Here is a 22,941-nt window from a genome sequence, read left to right on the forward strand (position 1 = left end):
TATGCATACGCTCTACATCATCAACACCTGCGATACCTGCCGTAAGGCGCGCAAGGCGCTGGAAGAGCGCGGCGTGCCCTTCCGCGTTCACGATCTGCGTAAGGATGGGCTCTCGGCGGGGCTGCTCGAAAGCTTTTTGGAGCGCATGCCGCTAAAAGAGGCGATCAACAAGCGCAGCAAGACCTGGCGCGACCTGCCTGCTGAGCAGAAAGAAGATCTTGACGCCAACTCCACCCGCGCGCTGCTGCTCGAACACCCCACACTGCTCAAGCGCCCGCTGCTGGATACCGGCGCCGCGCTGGTGGTCGGCTACCGCGAAGGCGACTACGACAACGTCGCCGGGTAAGGCCCCGATTCACGATTCACGATTCACGATTCACGCCTCACTATATTCACCCACCACTCACAGGGAGACCCACTATGCTGAGCTTTGCGCTTGGAATCGGCACTCAGAACACCCAGGGCGACTGGCTGGAAATCTACTACCCGGCCCCGCTGCTGAACCCGGACGCGACGCTGATCGAAGCGGCTAAGAAGGTGCTCGACGTGCCCGCAGGCAATGCCGCCGTGAGCTTCCTGCCGGAAGACTGCGTTCACCTGGCCAAGGCGCTGGAAGCCGCTGGTCACAGCGCACAGGCGGAGCTTGCCGAGGCGCTTTCCGCCAGCCAGCGCCCGCTGGTGGCCACCTTCATCGAAAGCGACTTGCCGCCCCAGGGCGCGCCGGAGGTGTACCTCAAGCTGCATCTGCTGTCGCACCGTTTGGTCAAGCCCCACGGGCTCGATTTGACCGGCATGTTCGGCCTGCTGCGTAACATCGCCTGGACCAACGAAGGCGCCATCGATATCGAAGAGCTGCCCGCACGCCGCCTGAAAGCGCGCCTGGCTGGGCGTACGCTCTCGGTGGACTGCGTCGATAAGTTCCCCAAGATGACCGACTACGTGGTGCCCGGTGGCGTGCGCATTGGCGACACTTCACGCGTGCGCCTGGGCGCGCACTTGGGCGAAGGCACCACGGTGATGCACGAAGGCTTCGTCAACTTCAACGCCGGTACCGAAGGCCCAGGCATGATCGAAGGCCGCATCTCGGCAGGCGTCATGGTGGGCAAAGGGTCGGACCTGGGCGGCGGTTGCTCCACCATGGGCACGCTCTCGGGCGGCGGTAACATCGTCATCAAGGTGGGTGAAGGCTGCTTGATCGGCGCCAACGCGGGCATCGGCATTCCGCTGGGCGACCGCTGCACCGTCGAGGCGGGGCTTTACGTGACCGCAGGCACCAAGGTGACGCTGCTCGACGACCAAGGCCAGGAGGTTCAAACCGTATCTGGCCGCGAGCTTGCCGGACAGAGCGATTTGCTGCTGCGGCGTAACTCGCAAACCGGCCGCGTCGAGTGCCTCACCAATAAGAGCGCCATCGCGCTGAACGAGGCGCTGCATGCCCACAACTGAGTCCACGGTGGGTGAACACTCACCCACGCTGGCGCTGGCGTTCGAACTGCTGCGTCGGCCGTCGGTGACGCCGGATGACGAAGGCTGCCAGGAGCTCATGATCGAGCGCCTGGCAGCGCTGGGCTTTGAAATCGAGCGTTTACCCTTCGGTGAGGTAAAAAACTTCTGGGCGGTGCGCGGCGAACGCGGGCCGATGCTCGCCTTTGCTGGGCATACCGACGTGGTGCCCAGCGGCCCTGCCGAACGCTGGCAGTCGCCGCCCTTCGAGCCGATGATCGACGCCGACGGCATGCTGCGCGGACGCGGCGCCGCCGACATGAAAGGCAGCCTTGCGGCCATGCTGACGGCGGTCGAGCGCTTCGTTGCGGCCCATCCCGATCATCCCGGCCGCCTGGCGTTTTTGATCACCTCCGACGAGGAAGGCCCGGCCGTAGACGGCACCCGCGCCGTGGTAGAGCACCTGCGCGCGCGCGGCGAGCAAGTGGATTACTGCATCGTCGGTGAGCCCTCCTCCACCGCTTATCTTGGCGACACCATCAAGAATGGCCGCCGTGGCTCGCTAGGTGGCGTGCTGCGCGTACACGGCATTCAGGGGCACGTGGCTTATCCGCATCTGGCGCGCAACCCCATCCACCAAGCCCTGCCCGCCCTCGACGCCTTAGCGAGCGAGCACTGGGACAGCGGCAACGACTTCTTTCCGGCCACCAGCTTTCAAATCTCCAACGTCAACGCGGGCACCGGCGCCACTAACGTGATTCCGGGCGAGGTGGAGGTGGTGTTCAACTTCCGCTTCTCGACCGAGGTGACCGCCGATGAGCTCAAGGCGCGCACCGAAGCGATCCTAAGCGCCCATGGGCTGGACTACACCCTGGCGTGGACGCTCAACGGCGAGCCTTTTCTGACCGCCGAAGGGGCGCTGGTGGATGCCACGCTGGCAGGCGTGGAGCGCATCACCGGCAAGCGGCCAGCGCTTTCGACTTCGGGCGGTACCTCCGATGGGCGCTTTATCGCCACGCTTGGCACGCAGGTGGTCGAGCTTGGCCCGCTCAACGACACCATCCACAAGGTAGACGAGCGCGTGCGCGCTGCCGATCTCGACGCCTTGAGCGAAGTGTATGAGGCCACCATTGAGGCGCTGTTCGTCAGCGAGACATCCCCCACGGCTGAGGTATCGGCATGATGGAGCGCTACCCGGATATCGAAATCTACCTCGCCAGGGTGTCGCAAGAGGCGCTGAACGCTTGGCTTGAGCGCACGCTGCAAGCGCCGCCGCTAAAACCCGCAGGCAAGGGCAAGTGGAAAACCACCGGCCAGCACGAGGGCCACCCGGTGCCCGTGCTGCTGGTAGAGAAAGCCGCCGATACCTTCGCCAGCCTATGGTTCGATAGCGCCCACACGCCTTGGATAACCGACCAAGACTGCGCCCACCAAGCCGCCGAAGCCCTACAAACGGAAATCCGCTGCTCGCTTGGCGGCTGGCACCCCGGCGACGACCCCGACCGCTTCTGGCAAGTGCTCCCCTGCGGCCAAGAAGGCGCCATCGAATGGCCCGACTCGGGGCAGTGAGAGCTGCCCTAAACCCAGTTGGAGTCGATAACCGCAACGCTAACGTTAGTTGGCACCTGCCCGAAACGGCATGGACGGATAGGGCGAAACGACGCGCTCATGTGCATCGAGCGCCACATTAAAGCGCTTCTCGATATCGCCCATCTCCACGAACGTTTCACCGCGCTGATATGCCGCGCGTAAGTGCTCACTCAGCTCGGTGAGCGCGCGCGAAGGCGTGGCCCATTGCTCACGCGGCAAGGGCTTCGACCACTCGGCCAGCCAGTCCTTGGGAACGGCTTTGGGTAGCACATGCTTCATGCGGTACTCGGTGTACCAGTGGGCAAAGCGAGCGTGCTCCCATAGCCGTTTGCGCCGAAAGCGCCGCCAGCGGGCCATGTCGTTGGTGCGCTCACACTCGGCTTTTTCACGAGCCACGTAGGCGTCGTACCACGCAACGCCCCACTCTTTAGCCGCAGGCTGAATAGCGTCATCGCCTTCCATAAAGCGACGAATGTACTCCCACTGCGCCAACGCCCCCGGAAGCCCCCCTACGCTCACGATGATCCCCGCCCCAGGCAGCGTATAGCCAGGACGCTCAGGGTCGGGCGGCAACAACGCAAAGTTCCAGCCAAAACCAGTAATGGCCCCCGGCCCCAAGCTAGGGTTGAAGCCGCACACCGCGATCACGTCCTCCCAAGGTACTAAAACGGTTCGGCGTTCGCGCTTCAAGAGGCGACAGATAGCGCCATACAGCGAAGGATAAATGAGAAAAAAGGCAAAACCGCCAGCATGTAACAACATAAAACCGAAAGGGAAACTCTCACGGGCACCGCGCAACCACTCGCCTATTTCAATAATGCCCATAAAGCCAGAGGCACATACAGTAAGCCCAACAGCTGAAATCAACCAAAGATTGTGAGGTGCTGGCAGCCAGAACCGCCCTGGGGGATCCGATCACAAAAGCCGCTTCACGACGCTGTCGGTTCAGTCGAATAGGCGGCATGCGCTTTAACATTGAGTTAACCGCAACGATACTGGCTACAAACGTAAAAAGAATAACGAAATAGAGACCTCCCGCCCAGGCAGCTGAGAGCTGAGGGTCAGGTGGAAATCCCCCGAGTCCTACCCATATAACGAGGAAGAAAGCCATCATAGCTGAAACACCCACACTCAACATATGACCAGCCGTCGTCATGGTATCTGGTCTTGCTCCCTGACGAATATCCATAGTGGCATCATCGTGACGCACATCAATATGGGCCACATCCATGGCGTATTCACTATTTACCGGTAATGGCAAGGGGCTCAAGCAGTACTGCTCTCCTCCGGCGCGGCTTTCTCGTTCACCTGCGCGCATGGGGGGGAGCGCTTTACTGGGCGTCGTTTTAAACATGGCTCATCGTTAACTTTTTGGCGACTGCCGTCGATAGGCCTCGGCGAACACTTTCTCAATAGGCCAATCGGGCGCTTGCTGGCGAATACGCCGGACCTCCTCGGAGATTACTATAAGCGCCTTGCTGGGCTTGGCCCACTGCTCTTTGGGTAAGGGTTTTGACCACTCTACCATCTCTTTAGGTAACGCCTTTTCTCCAGAACGGCGAACAAACCGCGTCGTCCATTCAGCTAAATAGCCTGGAAGTGTCCAGAAAGTAAGCACATGATAAAGATACCAACCCAGCGTGTAGAGCCAGCCTACCTCCCCATTACGACGACGGCGATGAAGGCGACGATGGGCATTACGGATGGTATGTGCTCCTTCCCACGGTGGATCGCCTTCTTCTCGAATCGCAAGAGGGCTCTGAATCTCATCCAAAGAGTTGACCTCGTACTCCATATAGCCCCGCAATGCTTCCCACTCAGCCAAGGCTAACGGCAGTGCGGGCGTCATAAACTCAGTTTTTACCCATTGATCAGTGCTTGGCAGCACATAGCCCATCCCCATGCCATACTGCTGTTGCACACCGTACTGGGTAACACCACGGGTCTCGAAAACCCAAACACGAAGTGATTCCCAGGGTACAAAGACAGGTTTCTCATGACCATCGCCCCCCTTCTTTTCCGGCACAAAGCATACTTCTCGGCGCTGGCGATGGAAGCGTGTTGGAAGATATTTTTTTCGGGCACAAAGGTGCTTTAAATTTATAAAAAGACCTAATAAAAGCCCTATAAACATCGCGATAAAACCGTCTCTAATAGAGACTCCAATAAAAGCATTAAACACTCTCTCTGACACAAATGGATATACGACCATTGGGAAAAAAAAAGTAACAATAAGAAACGACCAAAATGACAAGGCAATGATTAGCTGATTTCCAAACACTCCAAACCATCCGGCACCATAATCCAGCCAAGTATCATTAAGATCACTTACTGAACCTTCATTTAGTGCTGGCTCACCGGTTGGAAGAGGGACAGGAGCTAGAAAGATAATCTTTCCGGACGGTAAGCGCTCTACGTTACCCGCTCGCTGTGGTTTAGTTGGGTCCGGCCCCATAAGACCCTTATGCTTTTTGGCCATGTAAGCTCCTGTTTACGGATTCATTACCATAGTACGTGGGTCTATGGCGCACCAATTGTTTGATTCAATCGGCGCGTTGACACTATCGGTTGGCTGATACTGCGCTTCAGGCCCAGTACCAAAGGAAGGATTGAGATAGATCACCTGGATATCATGGGCATTAGATTGATATTCCCCGGCATCATTTAAGCGTTCAAAAAGAACGGCAACGGCATAGTGCTCCGGAGTAAAATGCCTTGGAGGCAACAACCCACGAATCGCTACCCCCGTTGCACTTGGGGAGGTTAACAGGCGCAGAGAGGCTCCAAAATCATCGCCAAGGGGTACCCATAGCTCGCCCGGATGCTCTGGGCCAGGGCCAACGCGACGATGCCTTGGTTCTGGACGTATTTGCCAAGCTTGAAATGAAATTCTCACTAAAGGCCGACCACCTAAGGGTATTTGAAATGCCTCTTTCGCTAAGCTTGGCAATATCATACCGACGATATACTGATCGCCACGTTGGGCGAGTGTGATGTGTACCGCTTGATTAATAGAAATTAGTTCATCGGCATAAGTTTCTAGAGAGAAATCTCGGTTTGAGCCTCCCCAAGGAGACGTTTCTAGCCACTGATCATGTCTATCAAGGTTATATCGATTATAAACCCAAGTACCACCCAGTTGAAGAAGAGAGAAGACTAAGCCCAATATATTTATCCTACCGAGTACTTGACCTAAATACCTACCTGCTATCTCAAGAGTAACACGCTGGCGTAATACAGCAATGCCAGTATCAGCTGTTCTGTAAAGACCATAACCGAAGTTACTTGCTAAACCAGCACTTCCGCTTGCAGCGGTAAGCGCACTATATTGAGCAGCGCGGTTACCATTTCGAAGAGCAGATTGCCAATTATCAAAGTCATTCACTAAGGTATAAAGCGCTGCACCAAAACTAGCTAAATAACCAAGGCCTCCAATAATAACATGCAGACGCCCCAACTGAAAATAAGCAGTTTTTATAGTTTGTGAGCTCCCCCCGCTGGCCCTGTTTAGCGTGCGCGCATAGTTTGATAATGCATTATCCCCTATGGATTGGGCTGCTAATAAACCTGCTGCTGCAGTTCCCGTCAGGGCCTGCCTATATTTAGATGCCTCATCCTCAACTAAGGAATTAGTTGCATTGTAATTGTTTGACTCGTGTATCGTTGCCCATAAATTAACTGCTTGAGCCATAAAAACCAGTAGAGAAATGGCATCTCCACCTTTCACAGTTAAGGGAGCTGATCGATATCCTTGGAGCATACTGCGAATCATGCCCCCTGTCTGTTGTAGGTGAGCGTTGGTGGTAACACCAGTTCCAGTGGCCATGATAGATAAGCCGACTTGAGCCTTTCCAATACTTGAAGCTCCACGATGAGCAATTATTTGTTCAGCGTTGTCGGACAAATCTTCCACCGGGCTGATCGCCTGAGCAAGCTTTTCCTCCAAAGGTTCAAGGCGCTGCTGTACCTGCTTTTTTTCCTGCTCTAGTTGTCGGTAGTTATCCGTGCCATGCTGCCTGCGATCACGAAGTTGTGAGGTCTGGCTATTTAATCGACTCAACTGAACCCTTTCTGACAAGACCTGTTGTATGAGGCGACGAAAATTAGCTAATTCAGACTCATCCGCGACTTTAAAACTAAGCCCGCCCTCCCGAGCGGCACTCATCAAGCGGGGTCCTAGTGACTTAGGTAAGTCTCGGAAAAGTTCGTCAAGAGTTGGCAGAGAGCCACTTCCTTCCATTGCCGTTGCTATCGTTTCCATCGCAACAGCTATTCCACGGCCCACGGCAGGCGTCAGGTTTTCACGGGCCAATATCGCCGCCGAGTTTGCCTCATCAGGCAAATCGCGAATATCAGGCAGCTTGCCCTGCTCCAATGTGTATAACTTATCCGCCCATTCACTTAAACCCTCCAGCAGCTGAACAGTCTGGGTTCCCATTCCGTAGCTGGCAGACACCAAACTAGCCAACTCATTAGCCATTTCTACCTGTTCTTGTAGAGTCAGCGTATGGAAAAGTGGGCGATCAAACTCAGGATACTGTTCCAACCAGCTGCTAATAGCATCGATCGTTGCGTCATTACGGCAAATATCACGCGTGCAGGCGTACTCGGCTTCAAAAGCAAGAATCTGCTGCTCTTCTTCCTGTGCATCGAAATACCAAGCAGCTTTATGAAAACGACTTTGGCACAGCATATCGGCACGGTCATCACTAATCTGGTCTAGGAGGCTGCTCCATCTTGCCAGTTTCGTACCTTCTGCCACTAGCGTTTGTTCCATATCGCTTCGATCAATTAGTTGATCGATACCCCGCTGACCAAGACTGCGCCCATTCAATGTATGGAACGTTTCAAGGTTCAACTGAGTGATGAACTCACGATGTTTTGTATAAAGCTCATCGCCCAAGGTATCTCTCATTGCCAGATAGGTTTGCACATATTCATTATCTGCATAACGACTTTCCCGCCAATGCTCTTCCGTGCCCGTAGGTATCGCTCCACGATGGTCTCGTTTGACAGCTAGGTGGTCATAAATCGCTTGGCGTTGAGTCTCACTCGTGTCTTCAAACAGAGCAGTGGCCTTTTCATCCCCGGCTTGAGCTCGCGTTAATAACTGATCTTCATTAGTGGAGATAAATGAATCTATGTAGCTTCCTAGTACATAATCTCGCTTTGTTTTTCCCTCGTTTTCCGTTTCCCAAGCTTCATGCCAACCCACGACATTGTCTTGAAACTGCGCCAGATCACGCATAACGCCAATATCATCGCGCACAATCAAGCACAGGCATTCGTCACGATCCTCGACTTCATGCTGCGCGAGCAACTTGCCTAAACGCGTTTTATGGTAATAGTGATCGTTTTCCCAGTGATAGGCTTCACCTTCCTGCTCGTTCCCGCCTTCGGGGACTTCCAGCTGTATGTCTTCAGCAAACTCGGCTACCCATTCTTCGGCTTGGGCCGTCGTTATAAGATGCTCGCCACCGCCGGTTAGCGGGTTGGCACCGGCCAAATCGACAGCCTGCATGAAGGCATTGCGGTCTTCTTCGCTATCGATGACTTGAGAGCGCTTGGCTTCGGTCCACTCGACCTCGGAAAAGCAGATATAAAGCGTACGATCCGTCTCATACTCAAGCTTGCCCCCACTAACGCTACTCCCCTCATCGCTGAACCGATACTCTGCAAGCTCGTTCGTCTCCCCATCTAGCACGTAGAGATACCCGTTACGTATCATCCGGATGCCAAGTGGGCGGGCGCTTAGTTCATACGGTGTGGATATGCCGGGCTGGAGTGCTTCGACCAGCCCATAGCGAAGTGGTAACAATTGCACCCGCCCTTGAAGCAAGGGACACGTGGCTCCTTCTTCGCTATCGCGACAAGAGAGCTCATAGGCAGCAAGCGCACCATCTTCACGATCATCGGCGGGTCGTTCGAATACGGACATGTGACGAGCTCCCTATGTCGTCTTGGTAAAAGAGTGAGAAAGTAAGCGCGCTTGCTCAAGCCGCGCCATGGCGCCACCTTCAAGATTGGCTGTCAATTGACGATACACGGCAGGCCACTGAGTTTTCAGGGCCTCCCAGGAAAGACACTGTCGCTGCGCAAAGAGCGTGCAGAGTACGCCCCATTCTCGAGGGGTTAGGTAGCCGTACTGGCGTGCCTCTCCAAGGATGGCGCTTAGTACCTCATAGCGTGCCAATCGATTCGAAGGGAGCCAATCTGGGCAGTAACGATCAGTAAAGCGGTATAGGGCACGCAAATCTCGCCGTTGATCACAGGCTTTGAGCTGCTGCTCCTGAGTATCATTGAGCCTATACCCCGTTGGCGGGATGTTATCGCAGGGGCGTGTGTCCTCTCGCGGGGAAGAGCGCAACCAGCACTCTTGCACGTCGTCAGGTAGAAGTAATTGCTCGATAGGACCCCATGGTGTGACAGTCGGATCACTCCCGTCAGCGAGAAGGCTCGCCATAACGGCGGGGTCAGCCAAGCGTAGGAGTACGGGCGTACCCGCTGCACTTCTTACCTGAAGGAGACGACGTAAATGATGACTTAACGTCATTAAACTGGCCGAACTATCGATCAGATATCCCCATTCGGCTTCCAAACCTTCATCCAAGTAGCGCGTTAAAATGGGATCTTGAGGGCCGGAAAGCGCAATGAGCCAAGGGGATATATCACTCATGGCAGCCCATGGAGTGCCCGCATAGAGAAGATCGCCTTCCCAGGCGTTATCACCCGCCCAGGCGTACAAGTGCTTGGCTAATTTCTCGACGCGCACACCGTCCAAGATCAAAAACCGCTGTGCCTCTGTCGGCCAGCGGGTTTCCTCACCTTCGGGCAATGTCTTCAAGGTCCATCGGCTCATTCAGCACTCGCCTCACAAATCGGACACAAAGCAGATTCCTTCAAGAGCGCTGCATGCTGCGTTGCTGGAATAGGGCTAAATACGGGCGCAGCTTCGGCCTCTCCCGGCAGCCGAGGAGGCTGCGCTGCCTGCCCCGTGCCATTCCCTGGGCTGCCGCCGGAGTTGATGCGTACCTGTGGGCCAACGATGGTGACGCCGCTGGGGTCGATTTTCAGAAAGCTGCCGCCGGCTTTTAGGGTGATTTCGGCACCGGCCTCGATAACGATCTTCATCCCCGCTTTGTGGTGAATCTCTTGCCCTGCTTCGATGAGCTGCGCCTGACCGAATTTTTCGTGGTGGGTGCCATCGACGAGGCAGTGGTCGTTGCCTTTGATCTGGGTGAAGCGCTGGCCCTGCACCGTCAGATGATCGTCGCTGTCGATCTCGCTGATGCGGTCGTTGTGCACTTTGAGATGACTGTCGTTTTGGATTTCTTCGGTGCGGTCGTTGAGGGTCAGTAGCTCCAGGTCTTTTTGGGCGTGCAGCCAAATCTGCTCTTCCCCGGCTTCGTCTTCGAAGCGCAGTTCGTTGAAGCCCTCGGCCTTGTGGCTTTGGGTGCGGATGGTGGTGCGGGTCTTGTGCTCGGGCAGCGGGTATGGGGGCGTGTTGACGGCGTGGTAGGTCCGCCCGGTGATCAGCGGCTGGTCCGGGTCACCTTCGAGAAAGGAGACGACGACTTCGTGGCCGATGCGGGGAAGCGCTACGCTGCCGTAGCCGCCCCCGGCCCAGCCTTGGGAGACGCGGATCCAGCAGCTGGCGGTGTCATCCGGTTCGGCGTAGCGGTCCCAGGGGAACTGGACCTTGACCCGGCCGTGCTCGTCACAGTGGATCTCTTCGCCCTCGGGGCCGACCACGAAGGCGATTTGCGGGCCGTCGACGCGGGGCTTGGGGGTCGGGGTGGCGCGCCAGGGGGTATCGCCGGGGATGAGGGTAACTTGGTTGTGGTAGCGGGTCATGCCGCCCGTGGTGCTGTCGCCGTCCGTTTGGAGAATGCCGTCCTCTTCCAGGGCTTGGGGCTGTTCGCCGTGGTGGGTGATGCGGATAGGCTGCCAGTCGCGGTTGAGCGCGGCGTTGTCGTGATCGGTGAGCTGAAAGCGCACGCCGGGGGCGAGTTCGGGGAGATCGGTGTGGGCCTCGGCGGTCAGGGCCTCGCGGCGCAGGTGCTCTAGGCGCACGCGGGTGAACGGTTGGCCGGAGGCGTCGCGTTTGTAGCGTCCGGGGTAGTCGAAGTGTTCGTAGTCGCTGCGCTGGCCGTGGGCTTCGACGTCGGGGCCTTCGTGGGCGTGCAACTGCGCATAGGCGGGGTTTTTAAAGCTGTAGTCCTTGAGCGTGGTCGAGGCGGTGGCAACGCGGGCGACCTGGCGCAGTGCGCGGACGTGACGCTCGGGGGCCGTGCCGCCCGCGCGGCTGTGGTAGGGGCGCGCGCCCAGGTGGCCTTGGGCGCGGGGGTCGTCGGTGACGACCAGGCGGTGAGCCTCATCACTGAAGGTGTGGTAGTAAAAAAGCCCCTCTTCGGCGGCCAGGCGCTCGAAGAAAGCGAGGTCGCTCTCACGGTATTGAACGCAGTACTCGCGGGTCTCGGGTTCGCGCGTAACGGCGAAGGTAACGTCCTCGATACCGCGCTCTTGGCAGAGGGTGTTGAGGATGGTGAGCGGCGAGACCTGCTGGAAGATGCGCGCGTTCTGGCGCAGCGAGAGCCGCCAGAGGGCGGGGCGTAGGGTCAGCGAATAAAAGGTGCGCCGGTGACCGCGATCGCCCTGGGCGAACTCGCTGACCACGCCGTGGATGGCGCGCAGGGCCTCGCCCGCCTGCCAGATGGTGAGAGTAGCATCGCGTTCGAGCAAACGCGCGGCATCGAGGCCGCCCTCGCGGCTGGCGAAGGCGATGCGGGTCTCGAAGGGCGTGGAGAGTGCCTCGGTGTGAGTGAAATCGATCACCGCCGCGTCCTCGACGCCGGGTAAGATCAAGGTGAACTGTAGGCCGGTTGCCGCCATGTCAGCTTCCCTCCCCACTCGCCGAGCCAATGACCACGCCGCCGCAGTCGACTGCGTGGCCGGTGAGCGCGGCGGGTTTGCCGTCGATCAGGATGGTGCCGGACCCTTCAGCGATGGCGCGTGGGTGTGGCGGGTGGTTGGGTTTGTCGTGGGGCTCCAGGGGGTCGCCGAGGCGTGCCATGGGCTTGCCGTCCATGATGACGCTGGGGCTGCCCGCGATGACCGGGGTGGGCGGAAAACCGTCGTGATCGGTGCCGATATCACCTACCAGTACGAATGTTTGTCCCATGTCGTGCTCCTTGATCGCGTCTTTCTACCTTTGCTGCCTTTTGTGCCTATTCATCCCATTTGGCGGGGGCGGCGTAGCTAGCTACCTCGAAGGCGTCCACGTGCTGGCGGGTGAAGCCAGCGGCCACCAGGCTGTCGATGGCGGAGGTGCACACCAGCGGTAGGCGCACCTCGATGGGTACGCCGCTCAGGCTACGGCGTACCGCGCGCAGCAGCCGCGTGCCGTGCCCGCTGCCCTTCCACTCCTGGCTGATATAGAAAAATCGCAGCTGCCAGGCGGCTTCGTCGTCGGGGCGGCATGCCAGCACCATGCCCAGCGGCGGCCCTTCGCCGTGGCGCAGGGCCAGCAGGCGGCCCTGCCAGTGGGCGATGGCACCCGCCTCTCGCTGCAGCCATAGCCCACGGTGCTGGGTGAACTCCAGCGCGCGGCGCAGAGTTTCCAGCGCTTGGGCGTTGCGCAGCACCCAGGGCGAATGCCCTTTGGCATCCGCCTGGCGGACGGCCTGAATAAAAGTGTCGATATCCTCTTCGCGGGCGGCTTCCAGCGGCCGTGCCCGGCGGTCGGGCTGGCGCAGGGTGCCCGCCCTGGGCGCTGCGGTCTGCGGGGTGAACAGGCGCTTAAGACGGGTCAGCATGGCTACCTCGCTCTGCGTACAGCGCCGTGGGCAGTTGGAACCCGGCGACCAGCGGCCGGGTGAACGGGTTGGGGGCGCCATTGGCGTAGAGACGGTAGCGCATGGAGCCGCCATCCACCGCAAAGCGCAGTTCTAGCTCGCGTTCGCTAACGCTGGTGACATCGGCATCTTCGAGCAGGCGAAACCAGGCCCAGGCGCCGTTACGTGAAACGCTACGCGGCGAGCGGTTCACCTCGCTCGGCACCATGGTCATGCGGCTTTCGGTACCGCCGCGCAGGCTGTTGGGCCAAATCATCGAGACCCGCTGGCTGGCGCTGTGGGCATACTCGATCAGTTGCCCATCCACGCTGATAACGCTGCGCCGCTTATCGGCGCTGAGACTGATCGGCTCCAGCGCGAACTCGACGTCAAGGGCGCCGTCACGGCTGAAGTACGCCGCGCGAATCTGCTCGGCTTGATCCATGGCGGTGTAGAGGCTTTCGCGCAGCAGCGAGTTGCCGTCGGCATCGACCAGGTACTCCGGTGCGCCTTCGATGAAGGGTTTGAGGTTATCGGCATAGAAGGCGTCCAGAATGCCTGCCGGGCCGAAGAACGCCTCGAAGTCGCTCAGTGCCACCTCTTGGCTGGCCGAAGGCACTAGCGGATAGCGCCCGGCAAGGCTCTGCTGGTAGGGCTCGACAACGTCATCGAGCCACAGCGACTCCAAATGTCGGGTGGCGCTGGCGACCATCAGCTCCCAGCTCTGGTCGGCCAGGCTGTGCAGCATGCGGCTAACCGGCTGCGGGGTGTTATCGGCGATACGCTTGAGGTTCTCGATTGGATCGTTGCCCCGCAGCGAGAGCCGATCACGCACGGTGACGAAAGCCGCTTGACTGGCATTGCTCGACTCTTCGATTTCGAGCAGGTAGTCGCGAAGCTCGGTCACCGCACGCTTGATCTCGTCCAGCGACGAGGGGTTGCCGTTCTGCGCCTGACGGAGCTGGTTGATCGGCGTAAACGGCTGCTCGATATCAAAGGCCAACTGGTAGCGCGGAGAGCTACGCAGCGCTTCACGGGCTTGGTCGTCGTCGGCGGGAAGCTCGGGATAGAGGCTGGTGTTGCGTTCGACCTCGTCGAGCAGGCGTTCGAGCGGGCGCTGAGCGCCGACCAGCGCATCGGCAACGACGATGGCCTGATGGATGTCCGGCAGCGGCACCAGGAAGGTGTCGCGCAGGGCATCGCGCCAGCTGACGTGGTAGTCGCTCACGTAGTGCTCGCGCAGGGCCGCCTGCAGCTGGGCCTTGTCGGCCTCGCTGAAGTCGATGTCGTCACGCTGGCCGAGCACCCAAATGTCGATCAGTGCGAGCTCCACGGCCTGCTCCTGTTCGGGCAGGAAGTAGTTCTCGAAGCCATCGCGGGTCACTAGGTAAGGCAGCTGTACCCGTTCGGGGTCGTCGTTACGCGCCATGAAGACGGTATCGAAGAGCGTGCCGACGCCACGGCGCAGATCCAGGTCTTGGCCCTGGCGGCGGCTGGCCTCGCGCAGCGTGGCATACACGCGCTCGTCGATGGGCTGACGCGAAAGCTCTTCCTGGGCCGCTGCAATGCTGCCCTCGAGCGGCGCCATGGACTGCTGCGCGCGCTGATGCCCCTCGGCCACCTTGCCAGCGAGATCGCTATGCGCCATGGCGTAATCGAGATGATCGAGCAGGCGCTGCTGCACGTCGCCCTGCTGAGGGAAATACCCCTGCCAGCGCTCGGCCATGTAGCGGTGCACGCGCTCGGGCTGGCGGCCACTGGCATCCGACATCATGCGCAGAATACGCAGCTCGGCGAGCTTGGCGTTGCTGCCGGGCTCGGCGCGGTTCATGTCGTCCATGATGCCGATCATCAGCGCAGGCAAGAACTGATGTTCCAGCATGGCCAGATAGGCGCGCTCGACCTGCTCACCGATCACGTGCCCTTGATAGAGGCCCATGTCGGCGAAATAGGGCGTATGGCTGCGGTACTCGGCGAAGGTTTGCCAGGCATCGCGCAGGCGATCCAGCGGATCGAGAAACTCCTGCCCAGAGGGGTCGTCGCTTCTGAACGCTTCGGGCTGGGTGGCCAGGAAGGTCTCGGCCCGCGACTCGACGGCAGCAAGCGAGACGCTGTTCTTCTGGTAGAAGTGCGCCCAGCCGCCGAGCAGCCCCACCCCCATGACGGCGCAGGCGGCCAACGTGAGCTGGCGATTGCGCCGGTGGCGCTGGGCCACGCGCGCGTTGTCTCCGGCGATGCCCGCTTCGGGATAGATGACCTTATCGAACAGCTCCTCGGTGAAGTAGAGCGCACTGCGGGTGGCGCGGTGGGCAGACTGCACGCCCTCCTCCATGCCGTAGCGGCGCGCGGCAGCGTCGACGAAGGGGTCGTCGGGCACGCCCTGCTGATAGACCGAGGTGAAGTAGGTACCCCGCACCATGGCGGCGGTCGAGAAGCGGTCGCTAGAGAGCGCTTCGGTCAAAAAGCCAAACAGAACGTCGCGCAGGCCAGCGAGCTGACGCACGAAGCGAAACACCGATTCGCGCTCCTCGCGGTCGCGGCTTTCCGCCAACATGCCCGGCAGATGGCGGTTGAGACGCTCGAGCATGGCGTCGTACTCGGCGATGAACTCGCGCTCCCACTGGCCAGCGGCGTGCATCGAGGCAGGCGTGAAGGTGAACCCCAGCGGCGCGCGGCGGGCCGAGCGCGAATAGTGGCGGAAGAAGTCGTCGAAGCCGTGGAGCAGATCCATCTTGCTAAAGGTGACGTAGACCGGCAGGCGCGTACCGTGCTGCTCCATCAGTTCGCGCAGACGACTGCGCAGCAGCGCCGCATAGGCCTTGCGCACGGCCACTTCGGCGTGGCTCAAACGGGCCAGATCGAGTACCAGCACCACGCCATCCAACGGCCGCTGCGAACGGTTGCGTTCGAGCCAGTCGACGAAGTGATTCCACAACCGTTGGTGCAGCTCTTGGGGCTCGCCGCCGCCTAGTGCGCCCTGGGTCAAAAGCTCGCCATCGGGGTCGATGAGCACCGCCTTGTCGCCGATCCACCAGTCAAAGCCTAGCTGACCCTGCTTGGCGCTCTGGCCAGAGGCCTTCATGACGTGGGTCAGCGCGAAGTTTTGCCCCGAGCGGTTGACCAGGCTGGTCTTGCCCGCGTTTTCGATCCCCATCACCAGGTACCAGGGCAGCCGGTAGCGGCTATCGTGCCCGGCGCCAAGGCTTACGGTGAGCTCTTCTAAAACGCCGTTGAGCGCGCGCTCTTGCTGTTCGACATGGGCCAGGGCCGGGTCGACGTGGCGCGCCTCTTCAAGGGCACGCTCCTCGTTGAGCGCTCGCAACCGACGCGCCAAATGCACCCCCCAGACGATGGCTACCACCGCCACCACGGCAAGCGTGGCCAGCCAGCGGTTGACCAGCGGCGCCAGTGGCCGATAGCCGCGCACTTCCCAGCCCGGCCCCAGCCACCAGATGGCCGCTAGCAACAGCAGCGCCAGCACGCCCCATAACACCAGCGAAACTCGCGAGAGCCCCTTGGCCCGATTGACCTGCCCCTTGGCGCGATTATGCTGAGCCTGGGCACGTGAAAGCCCCGGTACCCAACGGCTCAACCTCGATTTCAACGTTGACCACATGAGCCTTTATTCCTCGTTCGTAATGGTGATGGGCGTGGTATGACCCGCCTTGGCGGCGGTCTCGGTCATGGCAGTATTCATGCGCTGGCGCTCTCCTTTAGCGCCGCGCCCAGCCGGGAGGCGAGCGCGGGTTCCCAGTGCTCCAGCGCCAGCGCCGTGACCGTTTCATGTAAGGTGCGGTAGTGCTGCTGGGCGAGGCTCGAAAGCCCTGCCTCGTTGAGCAGATCGGCGCTAGCCAGGCGCCAGTAGGTGCTTTCACGCGGGGAGCGCGCGGCGGCAAGGCCCTGATCCATCACGCTGAGGGCGCTGGCCATGTCGCCGTTGTCCAGGTGCTCGCGCGCCTCCTCGAGCCCCGCCTGCCAGGCATCGTTACCGCTGGGGCTCGCCGCGCCCGAGGCGGTATCGCTACTGTGCAGCCAGCGCTGGGTCTCTTCATCGACGAAGGCAGTGCCGTTGTTGAAGCTCAGCGCCTCGATACCGGCCAACCGCTCGACGAAGCGCAGCGCCTCCTCGCGGATCGCCTCGGCGCAGCGCCCATGGCCCAGCTGGCGCGCAGCGGTGGCGCTCAAACGATGGCCTTCGAGCCAGTAGGGGCTCAACGCCAGGCTACGCTCGATACGCTGCCATAGGGCGTCGTCGGCGCCCTTGCTCAGCGATTCGCGATAATCCGCCACGCGGTCGGCGGAGACCGGCGCAAGCTCGGTCTTGCCGCTATCGCGTGCGGCCGGTAGTGCCTGAATGGCCTGCCAGATCGCGTAGCGGCGCAGGCGATAGACCAGCGGCTCGCCCGGTGACTGTTCGGCGAGAAAATCGGCCATGGTGAGCAGCACTTGGCGGTTGGCGCGCTCGTTGCCCGCTTCCAGGCGCACTTCCGGCGCCTTGAGCGCCGCCTTGTCAGGCGCGGCGGTCGAGGCCGCTTCTTTTGCGGGTGCGACGGCCCCAGGCGCAGGCGCGCTCGTCGCAGTCGTGCTCGTCGCTGGCGTGCCCGGTGCCGACATTGCCGGGCGCTTGGCGATCAGCTGTTTGGCCAATTCTCCCAGCGCTTCGCCCGGAAGCTGCTGGCGTTCGGTTTGTGCTTGCAGTGCGTCCAGCGCCGCCTGGCAGGCCTCGAACTCCTCCTCGGCGTGGTCGAAGTCGAGCCCTGCGGCAAGCTTCACCGCGCGCTGAACGAGTTGGTGGAAAAGCCGTGGGCGCATTTTGGCCCCGCGCTTGCCTGCGAACGGGTAAGCGCTCTCCCACCAGGGCGCCTGAAGGCACTGGGCTAAAAGGTGCAGCGAGAGGGCAAAGCGCACCCCGTTGCTCTCCTGTTGCAGGCAGTGCAGCAGGTGCGCCAGCACGCGCAAATCCTTGCCGCGCTCGCTTAGCATGGTCACGGCGAGACCTTCGGCGCGTTCCCAGTCGACGCTGCCGTGCTGTAGCGAGCCGACCTTCATCATCTCTTCGTCGAGCGCTAGATAGTCGGCGCTCTCCTCGACCGGCTGTCCCACGTCGTTAGGTTCAAGCGGCGCGAGAATAGGCGCCAGCTGCGTTTCAGCGGTGATACGCATGGAGCCTCCTGGTTACCAGCGACAGGCACTGCGCAGCGGCTGGATACGCTGGCGCAGGTCGGTGACATCGAAGCGCAGGCCATCGAGCTCGGGCAGGTCGCTGCGCAGGGTAAATTCACTGGCCCCCAAAAGCGGGCGCAGCGTATCGATCGCGGGCAGGCCACGCCCGCCGCTGATCACGTAGCCGTCGTCGCGGGCGCGCCAGTCGAGTGGCACGCTTTGGCCATCGGCCACGAGTTCGAGCGGCACCCGTGTGGCGTCGATGGGCGTGGGCATATGGAGCTGAAAACGCGTGATGACCTTCTCGCAGGCCATGACCAGCACCGGGCGCGGTGGCGTAGTGCCCAAGGCGGGCGTACTCAGCAGGACGTCTTCGCCGGGCGTACTGACAAGAAGCCCGCCCTCGGTTTCACCGCGTTCGCTCTCCTGCCGGGCGATGGCGTGCCACAGCGCGGGCAGTTCGGTGTCAGTGGTCTCCAAAGCCGCACGGGTGTCGAACAGCGCGTCGTAGCAGCCCAGCCGGTCGAGCCGCGAAGGCTCGTCGCTGCACTGGCGCGCGGCCTCGACCAGCGCTTGGTCGTCGGCGGCGGCACTCGTGGCCGCCAGCAGCGCCACGGGCAGGAGGAGTCGTTTCCACAGTCGTTTCATTTGCTATCCAGCTCCAGCAATCGGCATTTATGCGCCAGGGTGCGCTTGGGTAAGCCCAAACTTTCGGCGGCCTGGGTGCGGTTACCGTCGAAGCGCTGCAGGCGCTGGCGAATGATCGCGGCCTCGACCTCGCGCAGCGTTTGGCGCAGATCGATCACGTCGTCCGTCAGCGCCAGCGCGGCCTCTCCCACAACCGGTGCTCCATCGGCCAGGGCTTCCCCAAGCGGTGCTTGCTCGCCCGGTAGAGCGTAGGCTTCGATGTCGCCGCCGCTTGGGGTCATGGCGCAGGCGTAGTCGATCAGGTTCTTGAGTTCGCGGACGTTACCAGGGTAGTGGCGCGCCTTGAGTTGGCGCAGCGCTGCAGGAGTGATGCCCATTGGCGGACGCGCTTCGCGGCTACAGAAATCGGCAATGAAGGCGTCGGTAAGCAAGGCGATGTCGTCACGCCGCTCAGCAAGTGTCGGTACCTGCAGCGGAAACTGCCCCAGCCGGTAGTAGAGGTCGGCGCGAAAGCGCTTCTCCTGAATACGCTCGCGTAGCGGCTGGTGCGTGGCCGCGATAAGGCGCAGGTCGGCACGGCGCTCTTCGCTTGCCCCCAGCGGGCGGTAGCGCCCACTCTCCAGCACGCGCAGCAGCTTGGCCTGCAGCGCCATGGGCATATCGCCGATCTCGTCGAGAAACAGGGTGCCGCCATCGGCCTGGCTGATGAGCCCATCGCGCGCCTGATCGGCGCCGGAAAACGCGCCTTTCTCATGGCCGAACAGCTCCGATTCGAGCAGCGTTTCGGGAATCGCGGCGCAGTTGATCGCCATGAACGGGCCTTGGGCACGCTGCGAGGCGCCATGAATGGCCCGCGCCACGCGATCTTTTCCCGTGCCGGTTTCACCTTGGACGAGCACGGCGAGATTGGTCTCGGCGGCGCGTACCATCTGCTTGCGTAAAAGCTGCATGGCCGCTGATCCGCCTAGCAGGTCACCGGCCAAGCGCTCGGCGAGCGCCTGACGACGCGCGCCTTCGTTGAGCTTGGCGAGTGAATCCTTGAGCACTTGGGAGCGCTGACGCTCGCCCTGCTGCTGGGTCAGGCGGTGCCAAAGCTGGCAGGTCAGCGCCTCGAGCGCCGCCAAGCCCTCGTCGTGGGCCAGCGCGCGCACGCTTTCGCTCTCCCCGACCAGGGCCAAAGCGCCTAACCAGGTGCGCGCGCCGTTGGCGGCCCGCAATGGACGCACCTGCAGCCGAAGCTGGCCATCGAGCGCGGCGACCTGCGCCTGAAACGCCGGGCAGTCCAAACGTGCCCTAGCATCGCGCACGCTCAGCGATAGCGACTTACCGCTACGAATCACGTGAGCGTAAGGGTGACCGAAATCGCTGCAGTCGAACTGCGCGTCGCTGCCATCGAGCCCTAGCCAGCGGCCACTGCCGTCAAGATAGAGGCAGTTCGCCCAGACGAGCCCCGGCCCCTGGCACAAAAGCGCTATCAGCCGCTCGCGCAGCGCCTTGGGCGTGGTGCTTTCGACCAGATGCCGTGCAGCGGGCATGGCCGCCAGGCACTGCGCCCAGTCGAGCACCTGCGGGTCGACCGAGGCTTTTTCCAAGCCCTTGTCAGGAGAAGCGAACGCGCGAGCCGTCATGCACCGTTCCTCATACGTTACTCCACCGTCGCCGTAAAGTGGCCTTGGGCCGCGTCGACGCCTACCGCTACCCGGGTGACCGCTTCGCGGCGCGCCATACGTTCGAGCAACGCACGCGATAGCGGTGGCAGCACCTCGCCGTCGATGATCGATTCGAGCATCCGCGCGCCGTTCTCGCTGCGCGTGGCGCGCGCGCAAATCGCCGCTTGCAGGCCCTCATCGAGCACGACCTCGGCCTTGCGATGACGCGCCTCGATGCGCTTGGTGAGCGTCGCGAGCTTAGCGGCGACGATATCGGCAAGGGTATCGCTGGAGAGCGGTAGATAGGGCACGACCTCCATACGCGCCAGCAGCGCAGGCTTGAAGAAAGCGGCAAGCGTTGGGTAGAGCGCTTCGTCCAGCGCCGCCGGGTCGTCGGCGTGGGCCACGATGGCCTCGAAGCCGAGGTTGGAGGTCAAGAAGAAGAGCACGTTCTTGCAGTCGATCAGGCGCCCCTCCCCATCGGCCAGCTCACCCTTATCGAAGGCTTGATAGAAGAGGTTGAGCACGTCCGGATGGGCCTTTTCGACCTCATCGAGCAGCACCACCGAGTAGGGGCGCTGGCGAATCGCTTCGGTCAAAAGCCCGCCTTCGCCGAAGCCGACGTAGCCCGGAGGCGAGCCGATCAGCCTTGAGACGGTGTGTTTCTCCTGGTATTCGGACATGTTGATGGTGGTGAGAAATTGGCGCCCGCCATAGAGCTGCTCGGCGATCTGTACCACGGTCTCGGTCTTGCCCACCCCGCTTGGCCCCACCAGCAAGAAGGCACCCAGGGGGCGCCCGGGCCGACGCAGATCGGCGCGCGCGGTGAGCAGATGGCGGTGCACGCGCTCGATGGCGATGTCCTGGCCCTTGATCGACGCGCCCAGATGCGCGGGTAGCTCAGTCAAGCGGGTCAGTTCGTCGCTGGTCATGCGCTCGACCGGCACGCCGGTCCAATCGCCGATCACTTGGGCGATTTGCGCCTCCTCGACGCTTGGATTGATCAAGGCAAACTCGCGCTGCAGCGCTGTCAGCGTGCTTTCACGCTCGGCCAGCGTTTGGCGTAGCGTCGTTGCCGCCTCGGCGTCGAGCGTGCTGTCATCCTCGAGCAGTTGGCGGTGCAGCGTGACGATCGCTTCTACGCAGTCGCGCTGCTCGCTCCAGGCGCCTTCGAGTTGGGCAAGCTCCTCTTCGAGGGCCGCCAGGCGCGTGTCGAGCGCGTCGCGGCGTGCCGGATCGAGTTCACGGCCGAGCAACGCCTCGCGCGCCAACTGGTCGCGCTCGCGCAGCGCCGCGGTATGTTCGCTTTGCAGATGGCTCAGCCGACGCGGCGGTGTCTCCAGCGCCTGGGCCAGGCGGGTGCAGGCGGTATCGAGCACGTCGATCGCTTTGTCGGGCAACTGGCGCCCCGCCAGATAGCGCGCCGAGAGGGCGGCGGCCGCGCGCAGGGCGCTATCGCCGATCAGTACCTTATGGGCTCGCTCGTAGACGTCGCGCAGCCCACGTAAAATCACCAGCGCCTGCTCGACGCTGGGCTCGCTCAGCGCCACGGGCTGAAAGCGCCGTGACAGCGCCGGGTCCTTCTCGAAATACTTCTTGTACTCGCGCCAGGTGGTCGCGGCGATGGTGCGCAACTCGCCGCGCGCCAGCGCAGGCTTGAGCAGATTGGCCGCGTCGCCACCGCCCTCCTGGTTGCCCGCACCGATCAGCGTATGCGCTTCGTCGATGAACAAAAGCGTTGGGCGCGGCGCATTCTTGACCTCGTCGATCACGGCCTTGAGGCGTTTTTCGAACTCGCCCTTGACCGCCGCACCGGCCTGCAGCGCGCCCAGATCGAGCGTCAACAGTTCCACGTTCTTGAGCGCCGTCGGCACCTGACCGGCGACGATGCGCGCGGCGAGCCCTTCAACGACCGCGCTCTTGCCCACGCCCGCGTCGCCGATGACGATGGGATTGTTCTTGCGTCGACGGCCAAGGATATCGAGCATCTGGTCGATTTCAGGGTCGCGTCCGAGCACGGGATCTAGCTCCCCCGCACGCGCCTGGGCCGTCAGCGAGGTCGCAAAGCGCGTCAGGGCGCTGTCGCCATCGCGGGCAGGCGCGTTATCGGCTCGCGCCGCGCCGCGCTCGGGTACCGCTTCGGCGGAGCCCTGCGTCAGCGTTATCAGGCGCCGGCGCACATCCTCGCGGTTGATCTCGGCAAGCAGGCGCACCGAGCCACGGCCAAGATAACGCTCGGCGTTGTGCAGCAGGGCCGTGAAAATCACCCCGCTGCGCAGCGCTTCATGCTGGTACTCGGTGGTGGCCAACAGCCAAGCGTCCTGCAGAAGCTCGATCAGCAGCGGCGAGAAGCTTGGTGTGGCGACGTCGAGATCGCGCGGCGGGCGACTCTCTTCGGCTAGCTGCGCGCGTAGCTCGGCGGCGTCGATATGGACGCCGTCGCACAGTACGCGCACGTCGCACAACGGCTGATCGAGCAGCGCTGCCAGCAGATGGGTAGCGGTGACTTCAGGGGCCTGCTGCTGAGCGCACAGCAGTGCAGCCTGCTCCAACCCCTGGCGGGAGATGGCGTTGAGGCGATGAATCAGTGCCGAAAGCTCTACCCTGAGCATGGT

17 protein-coding genes are annotated in these 22,941 nt (G+C 61.5%); 4 read left to right on the top strand and 13 right to left on the bottom strand.

Features of this window, described 5'->3' with window-relative positions; translation table 11 throughout:
• Position 1 precedes the first annotated feature (1 nt).
• The 4 genes from LLY24_RS15925 to LLY24_RS15940 all read left to right on the top strand — a co-directional run bounded on the left by LLY24_RS15925 (position 2) and on the right by LLY24_RS15940 (position 3,012).
• On the top strand, positions 2-346 hold the full coding sequence (locus tag LLY24_RS15925) for a Spx/MgsR family RNA polymerase-binding regulatory protein (protein ID WP_259037294.1): 345 nt from the start codon (positions 2-4) through the stop codon (positions 344-346).
• A 74-nt stretch (positions 347-420) separates the two neighbouring features.
• Positions 421-1,446, top strand: a complete 1,026-nt coding sequence (gene dapD, locus LLY24_RS15930; protein WP_259037295.1) for a 2,3,4,5-tetrahydropyridine-2,6-dicarboxylate N-succinyltransferase — start codon at positions 421-423, stop codon at positions 1,444-1,446.
• The gene (gene dapE / locus LLY24_RS15935; RefSeq protein ID WP_259037296.1) at positions 1,433-2,626 is read left to right on the top strand and encodes a succinyl-diaminopimelate desuccinylase; all 1,194 of its coding nucleotides are present in this window, start codon (positions 1,433-1,435) and stop codon (positions 2,624-2,626) included. The genes dapD and dapE overlap by 14 nt, the downstream gene beginning before the upstream one ends.
• Positions 2,623-3,012: a hypothetical protein gene (locus LLY24_RS15940; RefSeq protein ID WP_259037297.1), complete on the top strand. Its 390-nt coding sequence runs from the start codon at positions 2,623-2,625 to the stop codon at positions 3,010-3,012. Before dapE ends, LLY24_RS15940 begins: the two co-directional genes overlap by 4 nt.
• Before the next feature lie 45 nt (positions 3,013-3,057).
• Here the strand turns inward: LLY24_RS15940 and LLY24_RS15945 are convergent, their stop codons facing one another.
• The 13 genes from LLY24_RS15945 to tssH all read right to left on the bottom strand — a co-directional run bounded on the left by LLY24_RS15945 (position 3,058) and on the right by tssH (position 22,938).
• Complete coding sequence (locus LLY24_RS15945; RefSeq protein WP_259037298.1) at positions 3,058-3,681, bottom strand: hypothetical protein; 624 nt, start codon at positions 3,679-3,681, stop codon at positions 3,058-3,060.
• A gap of 163 nt (positions 3,682-3,844) precedes the next feature.
• On the bottom strand, positions 3,845-4,303 hold the full coding sequence (locus LLY24_RS15950; protein ID WP_259037299.1) for a hypothetical protein: 459 nt from the start codon (positions 4,301-4,303) through the stop codon (positions 3,845-3,847).
• Positions 4,304-4,396: 93 nt separating this feature from the next.
• Positions 4,397-5,512, bottom strand: coding sequence for a hypothetical protein (locus tag LLY24_RS15955; RefSeq protein ID WP_259037300.1), 1,116 nt, complete (start codon positions 5,510-5,512; stop codon positions 4,397-4,399).
• 12 nt (positions 5,513-5,524) lie between these two features.
• Entirely contained in the window at positions 5,525-8,971 is a 3,447-nt protein-coding gene (locus tag LLY24_RS15960; protein ID WP_259037301.1) for a toxin VasX, read from the bottom strand.
• A gap of 12 nt (positions 8,972-8,983) precedes the next feature.
• Positions 8,984-9,892 (bottom strand): DUF4123 domain-containing protein, encoded by a 909-nt coding sequence (locus LLY24_RS15965; RefSeq protein WP_259037302.1) that lies wholly within the window; start codon positions 9,890-9,892, stop codon positions 8,984-8,986.
• Positions 9,889-11,925 (bottom strand): type VI secretion system Vgr family protein, encoded by a 2,037-nt coding sequence (locus LLY24_RS15970; RefSeq protein ID WP_259037303.1) that lies wholly within the window; start codon positions 11,923-11,925, stop codon positions 9,889-9,891. Before LLY24_RS15970 ends, LLY24_RS15965 begins: the two co-directional genes overlap by 4 nt.
• Position 11,926: 1 nt before the next feature.
• Entirely contained in the window at positions 11,927-12,214 is a 288-nt protein-coding gene (locus LLY24_RS15975; RefSeq protein WP_259037304.1) for a type VI secretion system PAAR protein, read from the bottom strand.
• A gap of 46 nt (positions 12,215-12,260) precedes the next feature.
• Positions 12,261-12,848, bottom strand: a complete 588-nt coding sequence (locus LLY24_RS15980; RefSeq protein ID WP_259037305.1) for a GNAT family N-acetyltransferase — start codon at positions 12,846-12,848, stop codon at positions 12,261-12,263.
• A complete protein-coding gene (gene tssM / locus LLY24_RS15985; protein WP_259037306.1) occupies positions 12,832-16,482 on the bottom strand; it encodes a type VI secretion system membrane subunit TssM in 3,651 nt (1,216 codons plus the stop codon). The genes LLY24_RS15980 and tssM overlap by 17 nt, the downstream gene beginning before the upstream one ends.
• Positions 16,483-16,559: 77 nt before the next feature.
• A complete protein-coding gene (gene tssA / locus LLY24_RS15990) occupies positions 16,560-18,029 on the bottom strand; it encodes a type VI secretion system protein TssA (RefSeq protein WP_259037307.1) in 1,470 nt (489 codons plus the stop codon).
• 12 nt (positions 18,030-18,041) lie between these two features.
• Complete coding sequence (gene vasI / locus LLY24_RS15995) at positions 18,042-18,677, bottom strand: type VI secretion system-associated protein VasI (protein WP_259037308.1); 636 nt, start codon at positions 18,675-18,677, stop codon at positions 18,042-18,044.
• Entirely contained in the window at positions 18,674-20,305 is a 1,632-nt protein-coding gene (locus tag LLY24_RS16000; protein ID WP_259037309.1) for a sigma-54 interaction domain-containing protein, read from the bottom strand. Before LLY24_RS16000 ends, vasI begins: the two co-directional genes overlap by 4 nt.
• Positions 20,306-20,322: 17 nt before the next feature.
• On the bottom strand, positions 20,323-22,938 hold the full coding sequence (gene tssH / locus LLY24_RS16005) for a type VI secretion system ATPase TssH (RefSeq protein WP_259037310.1): 2,616 nt from the start codon (positions 22,936-22,938) through the stop codon (positions 20,323-20,325).
• Positions 22,939-22,941: the final 3 nt, after the last annotated feature.

The organism is Halomonas dongshanensis (assembly GCF_024790395.1).
Classification (GTDB): Bacteria; Pseudomonadota; Gammaproteobacteria; order Pseudomonadales; family Halomonadaceae; genus Vreelandella; species Vreelandella dongshanensis.